Source organism: Burkholderia sp. 572, from assembly GCF_040545135.1.
Lineage (GTDB): Bacteria > Pseudomonadota > Gammaproteobacteria > Burkholderiales > Burkholderiaceae > Burkholderia > Burkholderia cepacia.
In genome coordinates, this window is the sequence record NZ_JBEPLH010000026.1 from 49,943 (window position 1) to 62,270 (window position 12,328).

14 protein-coding genes are annotated in these 12,328 nt (G+C 67.7%); 9 read left to right on the forward strand and 5 right to left on the reverse strand.

The features are described from left to right. The first annotated feature begins 12 nt into the window (after positions 1–12). From ABIC51_RS34335 to ABIC51_RS34345, 3 genes are all read left to right on the forward strand, one after another. The gene (locus ABIC51_RS34335) at positions 13–1,491 is read left to right on the forward strand and encodes a 4-hydroxyphenylacetate 3-hydroxylase family protein (protein WP_060173060.1); all 1,479 of its coding nucleotides are present in this window, start codon (positions 13–15) and stop codon (positions 1,489–1,491) included. A gap of 48 nt (positions 1,492–1,539) precedes the next feature. Continuing rightward, positions 1,540–1,926, forward strand: coding sequence for a hypothetical protein (locus ABIC51_RS34340; protein WP_027790926.1), 387 nt, complete (start codon positions 1,540–1,542; stop codon positions 1,924–1,926). Between the two features lie 71 nt (positions 1,927–1,997). Then, entirely contained in the window at positions 1,998–2,687 is a 690-nt protein-coding gene (locus ABIC51_RS34345; protein ID WP_027790927.1) for a DUF2848 domain-containing protein, read from the forward strand. Between the two features lie 19 nt (positions 2,688–2,706). Here ABIC51_RS34345 and ABIC51_RS34350 read toward each other — a convergent pair whose 3' ends face one another. Both ABIC51_RS34350 and ABIC51_RS34355 read right to left on the reverse strand, forming a co-directional pair. Continuing rightward, the gene (locus ABIC51_RS34350; RefSeq protein WP_175899439.1) at positions 2,707–3,471 is read right to left on the reverse strand and encodes a class I SAM-dependent methyltransferase; all 765 of its coding nucleotides are present in this window, start codon (positions 3,469–3,471) and stop codon (positions 2,707–2,709) included. Positions 3,472–3,484: 13 nt separating this feature from the next. Next, the gene (locus tag ABIC51_RS34355; protein WP_027790929.1) at positions 3,485–4,111 is read right to left on the reverse strand and encodes a LysE family translocator; all 627 of its coding nucleotides are present in this window, start codon (positions 4,109–4,111) and stop codon (positions 3,485–3,487) included. Positions 4,112–4,304: 193 nt separating this feature from the next. On the opposite strand from ABIC51_RS34355, the gene ABIC51_RS34360 reads away from it, so the two are divergent. From ABIC51_RS34360 to ABIC51_RS34370, 3 genes are all read left to right on the forward strand, one after another. Next, positions 4,305–5,105, forward strand: a complete 801-nt coding sequence (locus ABIC51_RS34360; RefSeq protein WP_059693851.1) for an AraC family transcriptional regulator — start codon at positions 4,305–4,307, stop codon at positions 5,103–5,105. Between the two features lie 122 nt (positions 5,106–5,227). After that, complete coding sequence (locus ABIC51_RS34365) at positions 5,228–5,647, forward strand: ATP--cob(I)alamin adenosyltransferase (RefSeq protein ID WP_175899441.1); 420 nt, start codon at positions 5,228–5,230, stop codon at positions 5,645–5,647. A gap of 99 nt (positions 5,648–5,746) precedes the next feature. Next, positions 5,747–6,739, forward strand: a complete 993-nt coding sequence (locus tag ABIC51_RS34370) for a LysR family transcriptional regulator (RefSeq protein WP_226129630.1) — start codon at positions 5,747–5,749, stop codon at positions 6,737–6,739. Between the two features lie 264 nt (positions 6,740–7,003). Here ABIC51_RS34370 and ABIC51_RS34375 read toward each other — a convergent pair whose 3' ends face one another. After that, positions 7,004–7,936: a LysR family transcriptional regulator gene (locus tag ABIC51_RS34375; RefSeq protein ID WP_027790933.1), complete on the reverse strand. Its 933-nt coding sequence runs from the start codon at positions 7,934–7,936 to the stop codon at positions 7,004–7,006. A gap of 108 nt (positions 7,937–8,044) precedes the next feature. Here ABIC51_RS34375 and ABIC51_RS34380 point away from each other — a divergent pair, with 108 nt between their 5' ends. Both ABIC51_RS34380 and ABIC51_RS34385 read left to right on the forward strand, forming a co-directional pair. After that, the gene (locus ABIC51_RS34380) at positions 8,045–9,127 is read left to right on the forward strand and encodes a tartrate dehydrogenase (RefSeq protein ID WP_027790934.1); all 1,083 of its coding nucleotides are present in this window, start codon (positions 8,045–8,047) and stop codon (positions 9,125–9,127) included. A 218-nt stretch (positions 9,128–9,345) separates the two neighbouring features. Then, positions 9,346–10,656 carry an MFS transporter gene (locus ABIC51_RS34385; RefSeq protein ID WP_175899443.1) on the forward strand — a complete coding sequence of 437 codons (1,311 nt, stop codon included), beginning with the start codon at positions 9,346–9,348 and terminating at the stop codon, positions 10,654–10,656. Positions 10,657–10,758: 102 nt separating this feature from the next. On the opposite strand, the gene ABIC51_RS34390 is transcribed toward ABIC51_RS34385, so the two are convergent. Then, complete coding sequence (locus tag ABIC51_RS34390; RefSeq protein WP_226129628.1) at positions 10,759–10,893, reverse strand: polysaccharide lyase family 7 protein; 135 nt, start codon at positions 10,891–10,893, stop codon at positions 10,759–10,761. Positions 10,894–10,917: 24 nt separating this feature from the next. After that, entirely contained in the window at positions 10,918–11,415 is a 498-nt protein-coding gene (locus ABIC51_RS34395) for a nucleoside/nucleotide kinase family protein (protein WP_060373406.1), read from the reverse strand. 219 nt (positions 11,416–11,634) lie between these two features. Here ABIC51_RS34395 and ABIC51_RS34400 point away from each other — a divergent pair, with 219 nt between their 5' ends. After that, positions 11,635–12,288: an Imm5 family immunity protein gene (locus ABIC51_RS34400; RefSeq protein ID WP_134257120.1), complete on the forward strand. Its 654-nt coding sequence runs from the start codon at positions 11,635–11,637 to the stop codon at positions 12,286–12,288. The last annotated feature ends 40 nt before the right edge of the window (positions 12,289–12,328 follow it).

Consider the following 12,328-nt stretch of genomic DNA (forward strand, 5'->3'; position numbering starts at 1 on the left):
CAGGAGGACATCATGATCAAGAACGGAACCCAGCACATCGCGTCGCTGCGCGACGGGCGGCAGGTCTACCTGAACGGCCAGCCGGTCGGCGACGTGACCGCGCATGCGGCATTCCGCAATTCGATCCGCAGCTACGCGAGCCTGTACGACTACCAGGCGCGCGACGAGAACGTCGAGAAGATGACGTTCGTGTCGCCCGACTCGGGCAACCGCGTCAGCCGGATCTGGCAACTGCCGACCTCTTACGACGAACTCGTCGAACGCCGTGCCGCGCTGGAAGCGTGGTCGGAGCTGCATTACGGCTTCATGGGCCGCTCGCCGGATCACGTCGCGTCCTGTCTTGCCGGCATGGTGATGGGCGCCGACGTGTTCGAGCAATACGATCCGGCGCGGGCGGGCGCGCTGCGCGACTACTACCGCTACGCACGCGACAACGACCTGTTCCTGACCTACGTGATCGTGAATCCGCAGGCGAACCAGTCGAAGGCCGCGCACGAGCAGGAAGACAAGTACCTCGCGGTCGGCATCGTCGATCAGGATGCCGAAGGCATCACGGTGCGCGGCGCGAAGATGCTCGCGACGAGCGGAATCATGGCGAACGAGGTGTTCTGCAGCTGTATCCAGCCGCTGCGCGAGGGCGACGAGATGTATGCGCTGTCGTTCGCGGTGCCGATGAACGCGAAGGGGATGAAGATCCTGTCGCGCAAGTCGTACGAGGAGAACGCGACATCGGTGTTCGACAACCCGCTGTCGAGCCGCTTCGACGAGAACGACGCGGTGCTGTATTTCGACGACGTGAAAGTGCCGTGGGAACGGATCTTCGTTGCCGGCAACACGGCGATGTGCGCGAAGCAGTTCCACGCGACGCCCGCGCACGTGTACCAGAACTACCAATGCCAGGTGCGCCTGATGACGAAGCTGCGCTTCCTCGTCGGGCTCGGCCTGAAGATCTCCGAGGTCAACGGCACGAATGCGTTCCCGCAGGTGCGCGAAACGCTGGGCCAGCTCGCGGCCGAAGCGTCGATGGTCGAGGCGTGGGTCTACGGGATGGAAGCGAAGGGCACCGTCGTCAACGGCTTCTACGTACCCGACCGCAACATGCTGTACGGCTCGCAGGTCGTCACGCAGCAGCTCTATTCGAAGGTGCTCAACACGCTGCGCGAGCTCGCCGGCGGCGGAATGATCATGCTGCCGTCCAGCGTGCGCGATTTCGAGAACCCCGACCTGCTGCGCATCATCGAGAAGACGCAGAAGTCGCCGGTGTGCTCGTCCGAGGAGCGCGTGAAGTTCTTCAAGCTCGCGTGGGATGCGGTCGGCTCCGAATTCGCGTCGCGCCACAACCAGTACGAACTGTTCTACGCCGGCGCGTCGTTCGTCACGAAGGGGCATGCGTATCGCACGTACGACTGGCAGCGCGCGTCGCATCTCGTCGATTCGATGCTCGGCAGCTATTCGCTGAACCAGGAACTGTCGACGCCGCGCGCCGCCTGACGCGCCGCATCGCGTTCGACTCATCCGCTATCGCCACAGGAGAGACAGATGGCCATCAATAAGCTTCACGACGAATTCCATACGCTGGACGCGCAGCGCGACTGGCAACTGCCGGAAGGCTATGACCCGGCCTCCGGCGCGCAGGAACTGATCCTGTCCGGCGCGCTCGACACCGAGCGGAAGCGCGGCAGCCGCACGCGCCTGCTGCGCCTGCCGGCCGGGCTGCATACGAAGAAGCCGTTCGTGCACGACTACTGGGAAGAGGTGTTTCTCGTCGAAGGCGACCTGACCGTCGGCAACGACGAACACGGCAACGGCGGCACGCCGTTCAAGGGCTACACGTATGCGGTGCGCCCGCCCGGCGCATGGCACGGCCCGTTCAAGTCGAACGGCGGCTGCGTGCTGCTGGAGATTCACTACTACGACCCGGCCTGAGCCCGGCCATTCACGACACATCGCGGGCGGCGCCGCATCGCGCGTGCGCTGCCCGCTACGAGGAGCATTCGATGAAAACCATCACGTTTGCGATCGACGGTCGCGACGGCCGCACCGAGCGTGCGATCGCGATCGACACGCTCGTGATCGCGGGCTGGACCGGCCGCGACACGGTCGCCATGGAGAAGCACATCCGCGAGCTGGAGGAACTGGGCGTCAAGCGCCCGGCGACGACGCCCGTGTTCTACCGCGTTGCGGCCGACCGCCTCGATCCGTCGCCCGCAATCCAGGTGTCGGGCGGGCAGAGCAGCGGCGAAGCGGAATTCGTGCTGGTGCGCGACGGCGGCGAGACGTTCGTCGGCATCGCGTCCGATCACACCGACCGCGAGGTCGAGACGTACGGGATCACGGTGTCGAAGCAGATGTGCGGCAAGCCGTGCGCGAACACGCTGTGGAAGCTCGACGACGTGGCCGGGCACTGGGATCAGCTCGTGCTGCGCGCCTACGCGACGATCGACGGCGAGCGCGTGCTGTACCAGGAAGGCAAGGTGAGCACGATGCGCGCACCGGACGACCTGCTCGCGCAGTTCGCGCGCCACGACGGCCGCTTCGTCGACGGCACCGCGATGCTGTGCGGCACGCTGGCGGCGATCGGCGGCATCCGGCCGGCCGAGCGGTTCGAGGTCGAGCTGGACGACCCGGTGCTGGGCCGCACGCTGCGGCATGTGTATGCGGTGGACACGCTGCCGGTGGCGGGCTGACGCGGTCGGGAACGCGCACTCACGCGCGGCAGATCGCGATGATCTCCGCGCTGGTCGCAGCGTCGAACGGCGCGTGCTGCCAGTCGCCGTACCACTCGGCCGACGAGAATCCGGCCGCGATCACGCGCTGCCGCAAGTCGGGTTGAGTGATGAAGCGCAGCCGGCTCGCGTTCGTCAGCACCGTGTCGTCGCGGCGGAAGCGGTAATGCGTGTCGAACGTGACGATCGCGCCGTCCACGGAGCGCACCGCATGATGCAGGTCGACGATGCCCGATTCGCGCGATTCGACGCTGCGTGCCGAATGTGCCGGCGTCCATGCACGCCACGGCGCGATGCGCGGATTGCGGGTCTCGAACAGGAAGCGGCCGCCGTCGGCGAGCACGCGCCGCGCGCCGCGCAGCGTCGTATCGATTTCGGCGTCGGTCAGCAGGCACTGGAACGCATGCCCGGTCATCACGACCGCATCGAACGGCGGCGCGTCGGGCGGCAGGCCGTCGAGCCCGCACGCAAGCCAGTGGACCGCGTCGGCGCCCGGCTGGCGTCGGGCGTATTCGATCATCGCCGGCGCGGGATCGATCGCCACGACGTCGTGCCCGGCTGCCGCGAGCCGGCGCGCGAACGTGCCGGTGCCGCAGCCGAGGTCGAGGATGCGTCGGCGTGCGGCGCCGATCACGGACGCGTAGAACGCGAAATCCCGATCGCCCGCGTTGAACAGGTCGTAGACCGCGACGAGGCGCGGGTCGGTGTAGAGCGCTTCGCCGGCGGGCGTGGCGGCGGACGTCATGCGGCCGTGCGTGTCAGCGCTGCTGCACGGCCACGCGCAGCCCGAGCGCGATGAAGATCGAGCCGATGATCTTCCCCTGCCAGCGCGTGAGCCACGTGAGCCGCTTCACGATGCGGCCGAGCGGACGGATCGAGCAGGCGATCAGCGTCGTGTAGAGCGAGCTGAGCACGACGAAGATCAGCCCGAGCACCGCGAACTGCACGAACGTCGAGCCGCGTTCCGGATGCACGAATTGCGGCATGAACGCGAGGAAGAACAGCGCCGTCTTCGGATTCAGCACCTCGGCGGGAATCGCCTGCAGGTACGCCTTGAGCGGGGTGACGGGCGATACGCTCGGCAGCGACGGATCGGACGGCTTCTCCAGCAGCGCGCGCACGCCGAGATAGATCAGGTACGCGGCGCCGATCACCTTCACGACATTGAACGCGAGCGCCGACGTCATCAGCAGCGCTGACAGGCCGACGGCCGCGAACAGCGTATGCACGAAGTCGCCGCTGGCGACGCCGAGGCCGGTCAGGATGCCGGTCTTGCGGCCGCCCTGCACGGTGCGGCTCAGCACGAGCAGCACGGCGGGGCCGGGAATCAGGAACAGGCCCAGGACGACGGCCGTGAAGGTGGTCAGCGTGGTCAGGTCGAACATGACGGCTCCGGCAGGTGGGGGCGGCGGCGGGGGATCGGGGCATTGTATTCGCATCGGCAGGCGGCTGCAGACGCCGCACGGGCACCCGCACGGGCACCCGCGCGGGCGGCAGGGCCGCGCCGGCGCCTTTCTGGTATAAGCACGAAAGGGCGCGCGGGCAGGGCGTCCGGCTTCCTCCATCGTCCACCGTTTCATGCGCCAGCTTCCTCCGACCACCGACCCCGCAGCGGATGACGAAGTCTTCCACGTGCCGCGTCCGCTCGTCGTGTTCGGCGGCTCGGTCGTCGAGCCCGAATGGCGGCTCGAGTGGCACAGCCATCCGCAGGCGCAGTTGCTCTACACGTTGAGCGGCGTCATCTATTGCGAGATCGACGGCGGCGTGTGGAGCGCGCCGCCGCAATGCACGGTATGGATTCCGGGCGACGTTCCGCACGCGGCGCGCGGCTCGGCCGGCGCGACGTTCTACGCGGTGCTGGTTGAACCGGATGCCGCCCTCGACCTCCCCGCGCGCTGCTGCACGCTGTCGGTGTCGCCGCTGCTGCGCGAACTGCTGCTGAAGGCGGCGAGCTTTCCGAACCTGTACGACGTCGACGGGCCGCAGGGGCGGCTGATGGCGACGCTGCTCGACGAACTCGTCGCCGCACCGGTCGAGGACCTGTACCTGCCGATGCCCGCCGATCGCCGGCTGCGCAAGCTGATCGACCATCTGCTCGCCGATCCGGCCGACAAGTCGCCGCTGGCCGAACTCGCGCGGCGCGCGGGCATCAGCGAGCGCAGCCTGACGCGGCTCGCGGCGAAGGAGCTCGGGATGAGCCTCGGCGACTGGCGCCGGCGGCTGCACGTCGCGCTGTCGCTGCGGATGCTGACGACCGGTCGCCGCGTGCACCAGATCGCGATCGAGCTCGGCTACGAGAGCGCGAGCAGCTTCGTGACGATGTTCCGCAAGGCGACCGGCAAGTCGCCGACGCAATTCCTGACCGACCGGCAACGCTGAACCGCGCGACTCGCGCCATCCGGGTGCGATTGGCCGGATCGAGCAAGCGGTTGGCCGGGGCGATAAATGACGCCGCGGGCCTCGATCCATAAAATGAGAATCGTTCTCATCTGGAGGCCGACATGCACATCACCACGACCGAATTCCCGTTTGTCTGGTTGCGTTACACCGGATCGACGCACACCGACCCCGCCCGCCTGATCGCCGAACTCGACGCATTGCTCGCGCGTCGCGAACCGTTCGTTCTTCTGACCGACGATGCGCCGTCCGGCAATGAACGCGGCGCCGACGATCACGAGTTGCGCAAGCAGCTCGCGAAATGGAGCAAGGCCAACCGCGCGCAGTCGCACGAATGGATCTCAGCGATGATCGCGATCGAGCCCGACGCCGCGCGGCGCGTGGCGCTCGACGCGTTCTCGGGCGCGTTCGAGAAGGTCTGGGGTTATCCGCTGAACGCGGCCGCCACCCGCGACGACGCACTCGCGCTGGCGCAACGGCTGCTCGACGACCCGGCGCGCGGCGCCGCGGCGGCGAACGGCTGAACCGTCTGCCGCGCCGGCGGCGCGGCGTTCCTCGATACGCATGCACGGCGGGCGCGCAAGCGTGCGCCGCGGCATGCGGCAAACATGCAGGGGTGTCCGGTGGACAATCCGATCCGCGCGATGCGCATCTTCACGCGCATCGTCGAAATGAACAGCTTTACGCGCGCGGCGCAGGCGCTCGGCATTTCGCGCGCCACCGCGACGCGGACCGTGCAGGAGCTCGAAACGGCGCTCGGCATGCCGTTGCTGGTGCGTACGACGCGCGCGCTGCGGGCGACGCCCGAAGGCGACGCGTATTACCGGCGCTGCGTGCGCATCACGGCCGACGTCGACGAGCTCGAGGCCAGCATTCGCGGCGCCGCCCTGCACCCGAGCGGGCCGCTGCGCGTCGAGCTGCCGGCGGCGGTCGCGGATGCGATCGTGCTGCCGGCGCTCGGCGAGTTCCATGCACGGCACCCCGATCTGGCGCTGACGCTGGGCGTATCCGGGCGCCCGGCCGATCGCATCGGCGACGCGATCGACTGCAGCGTCCAGCTTGGCGAACTGCCCGATTCGTCGCTCGTTGCGCGCCGGCTCGGCACGCTCGAGCGCGTGACATGCGCGAGCCCCGCGTATCTCGACCGCCACGGCGCACCGCGCACGCTCGACGATCTGGCCGTGCATCGTGCGGTCGGCACGTCGTCGGTTCCGGGGCAGCGTACGGCCGAACTCGATTTCCTCGTCGATGGCGCGGTGCGCAAGGTGCGGCTCGACGGGACCGTCAGTGTGGAGGACGAGCAGGCGTACCTGGCGTGCGGCGTGCATGGCCTCGGGCTGATCCAGCCGCCGCGCGTCGCAGCGCAGCCGCTGATCGACGCGGGGCGGTTGCGGGAAGTGCTGCCGCGCTGGCGGCCGGGTGCGATCGCGGTGTCGGCCGTGTACGTGAAGCGCCCGCATGTGTCGCCCGGCGTGCGCGCGTTCGTCGACTGGATCGTCGAGCGGTTTGAACGGGATCGGGAGGGCGTGGCCGTCGCGGGGGCCATGGCGCGACAACTGGTGCCGGAAGTCGTCGAGATGAACGATCGCGAGGGGAGTCAGGTCGCAGTGGCGTGAACGAGGAGCGCTGAACGAAGGGCGGTCAATCGTGCGCGAGGCGAAATGCGGCGGCCATGTGCGCCTGCTCGGGGGCGGTGCATCGAGACGCAAATATTCTGGCGATCGTGCGCCGTGTTTCGCCAGAATATTTGCCTTTTGATGCCCACCCTGGCGAGACAAGCCCGTGCGCATGCGGAGCGAACCGTGGCCACGTGCGGGGCGATTCGGCTGTCGAGCGTCGTCGGTGCCGCACGCATATGGCGACGGCGGCTTGATCCGGCCTTACGGTTTTTCCTGCACCGTCCTCAACCGCCCCAGCTCCTCCGCCAGAAAATCCACGAACGCCCGAATCCGCGCGGACATCTGGTGACGCTGCGCATACACCGCATAAATGTCGGCGCCCGGCGTTTCGTGATCGGGCAGCACGACGACCAGGCGCCCGTCGGCGAGGTAGTCGCGCAAATCCCATTCCGCGCGCATCAGGATCCCGTGCCCGTCGAGCGCCCACTTCACGGCGATCTCGCCGTCATTCGTCGTCAGGTTGCCGTTGATCCGCACGGCTTCCGTATAACGCGCCGTGCCGCGCCCGCTCGTCAGGCGCCAGACGCCGTAACCCTCGTCCCCCTGGCGGATGCCGATGCAGTTGTGCCGCGTCAGGTCGTGCGGCGTGCCCGGGGTGCCGTGCCGCGCGAGATACGCGGGCGCCGCGCACAGCAGCCGGCGGTTCGGCGCGAGCCGCCGCGCGACGACGCGCGAATCGGGTGGCTCGCCGAAGCGGATGCACACGTCGAACGCGTCGTCGGTGAGCGGCGGCGGCATCACCGACAACTGCAGTTGCACCGACACTTCCGGATACCGCGCGACGAAGCGTGAAATCGCCGGGCCGACGTGGCTGCGGCCGAAACCGAGCGTCGCATTCACGCGCAGCAACCCCTTCGGGCGCTGCTTCGCGCTGCCGAGCAACTCGCCGAGTTCGTCCATCTGGTCGAGGATCCGGCGCGCGTAGTCGAGATACACGTCGCCTTCCGGCGTCAGCATCATCCGCCGCGTCGTGCGGTTCACCAGCGTGACGCCCGCGCGCCGTTCCATCTGCGTGAGCCGCTTGCTGACGGCCGCCGCGGTCAGCCCGAGTTCGCGCGCGGCCGCGCTGAGGCTGCCGGAGGCGGCGAGCGTCGAGAAGAAGCCGAGATCGGCCGGCTGGACGGTATCCGCCATGACGGGATTCATGAATTCAAGTTAAAGAAGCTTTGAGTCTAGCACCGGTTCCTGCACTCCTGGTTCGGTAAAGTGCCTCCACGCTGACGATCAATCGAGGATGTGCGCATGAAGACCTACCGAATCGCAACGATTCCCGGCGACGGGATCGGCAAGGAGGTGGTGCCGGCCGGCAAGCAGGTGCTGGAGGCGTTGGCCCGCGGCAGCGACCGCTTCGCGTTCGAGTTCGAGGATTTCGACTGGGGCGCCGATTACTACCGCGAGCACGGCGCGATGATGCCGGCCGACGGCCTCGACGCGCTGCGCGGCAAGGACGCGATCCTGTTCGGCTCGGCGGGTGACCCCGAGGTGCCCGACCACGTGACGCTGTGGGGGCTGCGTCTGAAGATCTGCCAGGGCTTCGACCAGTATGCGAACGTGCGACCGACGCGCATCCTGCCCGGTATCGACGCGCCGCTGAAGCGCTGCGGGCCCGGCGACCTGAACTGGGTGATCGTCCGCGAGAACTCCGAGGGCGAATATGCGGGCGTCGGCGGCCGTGTGCACCAGGGCCATCCGATCGAGGCCGCGACCGACGTGTCGATCCTCACGCGCGCCGGCGTCGAACGCATCATGCGCTTCGCGTTCCGGCTCGCACAGTCGCGCCCGCGCAAGCTGCTGACCGTGATCACGAAGAGCAACGCGCAGCGGCACGCGATGGTGATGTGGGACGAGATCGCGAAGCAGGTCGCGCAGGAGTTTCCCGACGTGACGTGGGACAAGGAGCTTGTTGACGCGGCGACCGCGCGCATGGTCAACCGGCCGGCGTCGCTCGACACGATCGTCGCGACCAACCTGCACGCGGACATCCTCAGCGATCTCGCGGCCGCGCTCGCCGGCAGCCTCGGCATCGCGCCGACCGGCAACATCGATCCCGAGCGCCGTTATCCGTCGATGTTCGAGCCGATCCATGGCTCCGCGTTCGACATCATGGGCAAGGGGCTCGCGAATCCGGTCGGCACGTTCTGGTCGGTCGTGATGCTGCTCGACCACCTCGGCGAAGCGGAAGCCGCCGCGCGCGTGATGCAGGCGATCGAGGCGGTGACGTCCGACCCGTCGCTGCACACGCGCGATCTCGGCGGCAGCGCGACGACCGCGCAGGTGACGGCGGCTGTCTGCGAGCGTGTCGCGAACGCGGCGATCGCCGCCTGATGACACGGGCGGCGATGGGCGGGCGGGCCGCGACTTAGCGGCGGCGCGCGTGCGCAACCGGTCACCGGCTGTCGCCCGTTCATCGTCCCCCCGTTTTCCTGCCCGCGACTCGCGCATCCGACGCGAGCCGGGCACCCGGGCGCCCCGGCGCCCGTTTCGCGGCGGCGCCGGCGAGCATTCACGGACAGAGCACGGCTCGACCTCGAAGGAGGAGACACATGCAAGCGGATCTGGAAACCCGCGTCGCGCGGAAACTGATGTGGCGCATCATTCCGTTCGTGATGCTGCTTTATTTCGTCAGCTTTCTCGATCGCGTCAACGTCGGCTTTGCCGCAATGACGATGAACAAGGCGATCGGCCTGTCGCCGACCGCGTTCGGGTTCGGCGGCGGCCTGTTCTTCATCGGCTACTTCCTGTTCGAAGTGCCGTCCAACCTGATTCTTCATCGCGTCGGCGCGCGCATCTGGATCGCACGCGTGATGATCACGTGGGGGATCGTGTCGGCGGTGTCCGCATTCGCGGCCGGGCCGACGAGCTTCTACGTGCTGCGCTTCCTGCTCGGCATGGCCGAGGCCGGATTCTTCCCCGGCATCATCCTGTACCTGAGCCTGTGGTTTCCCGCGAAGCAGCGCGCGGTGGCCGCCGCGTGGTTCATGGCGGCCGCGCCGATCTCGACCGCGATCGGTTCGCCGCTGTCGGGCGCGATCATGCAGATGCCGCCGATGTTCGGGCTCGCCGACTGGCAGATGCTGTACATCGTCGAAGCGCTGCCGGCGGTCGTGCTCGGCTTCGTCGTGCTCAGGTGCCTGACCGATTCGCCGTCGAAGGCCGCATGGCTGCGGGCGGACGAGCGCGACTGGCTGGTCGCGAAGCTGAAAGCCGAAGCCGATGCGCGCCACACGCATGCCGGACATACCGCCGGCGCGTGGCAGGCGCTGCGCGATCCGCGCGTGCTGGCGCTTGCGCTGATCTACTTCGGCACGTCGGCGGGGCTGTATACGCTCGGCCTGTGGGCGCCGTTGATGGTCAAGCAGTTCGGCTTCACCGCGCTGCAGACGGGTCTGCTCACCGGCATCCCGAGCATCGCCGCGGTCGTCGCGATGATCGCCTGGGCGTGGCATTCGGATCGCAGCGGCGAGCGCACCTGGCACGTCGTGATTCCGTGCGTGCTCGCGTGTATCGGCTTCGTGTTTGCGGGGCAGGCGGGCACCGCGCTGCTCACCGTGCTCGCGCTGGTCGTCGTCAACATCGGGATCAGTGCCGCGAAGGCGCCGCTGTGGGCGATGCCGAGCGCGTTCCTGTCGGGCGCCGGCGCGGCGGCCGGCATCGCGATGATCAACTCGATCGGCAACCTCGGCGGGTTCGTCGGGCCGTTCGCGATCGGCTGGCTGAAGCACGTGACGGGTGGTTATGCCGCGGGGCTCTACGTGGTGGCGGGCACGCTTGCGGTGTCGGCGGTCGTCACGCTGATGCTGAGCCGCAAGGGTGCGAGGGAAGCGGCCGTGCCGGGCGTGCGGCATCACTCGTAGGCGCGGCCGGTGCGCCGGGACGCCGGGCAGGTGCGTATCGCGAGCACGCCCGGCTTCATGTTGCGCGTTGCGCAACGTGGCTTCATGCATCGAGAGGCACGATCAGCTGTGCGTGAGCGTCGGCGCATGGAACTTCACGACCGTGCCGGGCGCCGTCAGCGGCGTGCCGGACACGGACGTCTGGTCGTAGTCGCCAGCCTTGAAGTAGGAGCGCTCGCCGTCGAAGCTCGAATCCATCGTGAAGGTCCTGGTCGTGCCGTTCTACGACTCCGTCGCTGCGACGTTCCGCGCGATACGCACCGCACAGGCGTCGGGCGTCGCGTCCGACGTATCGAGCACCATCTGGCTGAATGGCCGCGACGCATAGCCTTCGCGATACATCTCGGCGATCCGGCTCCGCTCCCAGTCCGTCAGCGCGCGCGAGCCGCGATTCGACGACGCGATCGCTTCGGGCGGCGCAAGCGTCACGACGAACAACCGTGCATCGCGCGCCTCGCAGGCGGCGCGCAGCCGCCCGAATTCCGTGTCGCCGATCGGATAGGCGATGACCAGATGACGCTCGCGCGCGTTCGCGATCTGCGTGACGAGACGCTCGAGCGCGATTGCCCACTGCACGTCGAACGGTGCGTCTTCGGGCGCATCGTGATCGTCGCCGTCGATGAAGCGCGCGTCGGGCAGCACGCGAGCCAGCGCGAGACCGATCGTCGTCTTGCCGCTGTTGATCGGGCCGTTCAGGTGGATGACGGTCAGGGTGGTCATGGGTCAACGAAGAAATCGAACGACTCTCAGCTTGCCATGACTGGCGCGGCGGTGCAGTGCCGAACGGCGCCGGTGATCGCGATGGATCGGCGCGCGTTTGGTCAGTAAGATGCGTGTCGCGCTGGGTGGGCCGCGTGCGGGAATTCGCACGGGTGTCGTTCAAGGCGGGCGTGCCGAAAGTGACGTGCGCCGTATTGTCCTTATTGTGAATCTGAGTAGATGACGAATATTCCGCAAGCGTTGACAGATGCGTTGTCGGCGGCCCTGTCGGCAATTACGCCCGACGGGGAACTACCGGCAGCTGTGCGAAGGGAACTGCTTCGGTTGATCGAGGCATTGTCGTCTGACGAACATGTCGACGCCGGATACTTGCGCCGCGCGCGGTTGGCGATGCTGTGCGCCGAAGAGGCGATCGACTGGCTGAATCCGTACGCGAGCGTGCTGACGGCAGCACGGGCCATGTTGGCGAACGGCGCTGATGCGCTGGCCGGGAAGTATGACCTGGTCTGTCTGGAAAGAGACAATGGCGCGTACCACACCCAGGTCATCGATCTGTTTGGGCATGGCGAAGCGGCGTTTGTCCCGGTTTATGCCGGCATGACCGTTTTCGCGGCGATCAATACGATCTTGTACGACACGAATTTCGATGTGGTCGGCGAAAACGAAAAAAGCGTGTTTCCGGACGATTGGGATGTCGGCTATTACGGGGCGCTGGCGCTTTCCGGCAGTGCCGTGTGGGAGGAGAAGGGAGGTGATGCAAGTCGCCGATCGTATTGGCGATGGTATCTGGAGAGCGCGATCCCTCGGGCGTGGGATGTTCTCGCGCCGTTGCCGGTCAAACGGGTACAGCCGAACCCGGAGCAGAGCGTCTGACCGGTGACCAAGCCGGCCGCTCACGGGTGTGTCGGAAATC

What these genes read in the sequence shown, in the direction of transcription:
- ABIC51_RS34335 (WP_060173060.1), top strand. Translation starts at nt 13, where the DNA reads ATGATCAAGAACGGAACCCAGCACATCGCGTCGCTGCGCGACGGGCGG.
- ABIC51_RS34340 (WP_027790926.1), top strand. Translation starts at nt 1,540, where the DNA reads ATGGCCATCAATAAGCTTCACGACGAATTCCATACGCTGGACGCGCAG.
- ABIC51_RS34345 (WP_027790927.1), top strand. Translation starts at nt 1,998, where the DNA reads ATGAAAACCATCACGTTTGCGATCGACGGTCGCGACGGCCGCACCGAG.
- ABIC51_RS34350 (WP_175899439.1), bottom strand. Translation starts at nt 3,471, where the DNA reads ATGACGTCCGCCGCCACGCCCGCCGGCGAAGCGCTCTACACCGACCCG.
- ABIC51_RS34355 (WP_027790929.1), bottom strand. Translation starts at nt 4,111, where the DNA reads ATGTTCGACCTGACCACGCTGACCACCTTCACGGCCGTCGTCCTGGGC.
- ABIC51_RS34360 (WP_059693851.1), top strand. Translation starts at nt 4,305, where the DNA reads ATGCGCCAGCTTCCTCCGACCACCGACCCCGCAGCGGATGACGAAGTC.
- ABIC51_RS34365 (WP_175899441.1), top strand. Translation starts at nt 5,228, where the DNA reads ATGCACATCACCACGACCGAATTCCCGTTTGTCTGGTTGCGTTACACC.
- ABIC51_RS34375 (WP_027790933.1), bottom strand. Translation starts at nt 7,936, where the DNA reads ATGGCGGATACCGTCCAGCCGGCCGATCTCGGCTTCTTCTCGACGCTC.
- ABIC51_RS34380 (WP_027790934.1), top strand. Translation starts at nt 8,045, where the DNA reads ATGAAGACCTACCGAATCGCAACGATTCCCGGCGACGGGATCGGCAAG.
- ABIC51_RS34385 (WP_175899443.1), top strand. Translation starts at nt 9,346, where the DNA reads ATGCAAGCGGATCTGGAAACCCGCGTCGCGCGGAAACTGATGTGGCGC.
- ABIC51_RS34390 (WP_226129628.1), bottom strand. Translation starts at nt 10,893, where the DNA reads ATGGATTCGAGCTTCGACGGCGAGCGCTCCTACTTCAAGGCTGGCGAC.
- ABIC51_RS34395 (WP_060373406.1), bottom strand. Translation starts at nt 11,415, where the DNA reads ATGACCACCCTGACCGTCATCCACCTGAACGGCCCGATCAACAGCGGC.
- ABIC51_RS34400 (WP_134257120.1), top strand. Translation starts at nt 11,635, where the DNA reads ATGACGAATATTCCGCAAGCGTTGACAGATGCGTTGTCGGCGGCCCTG.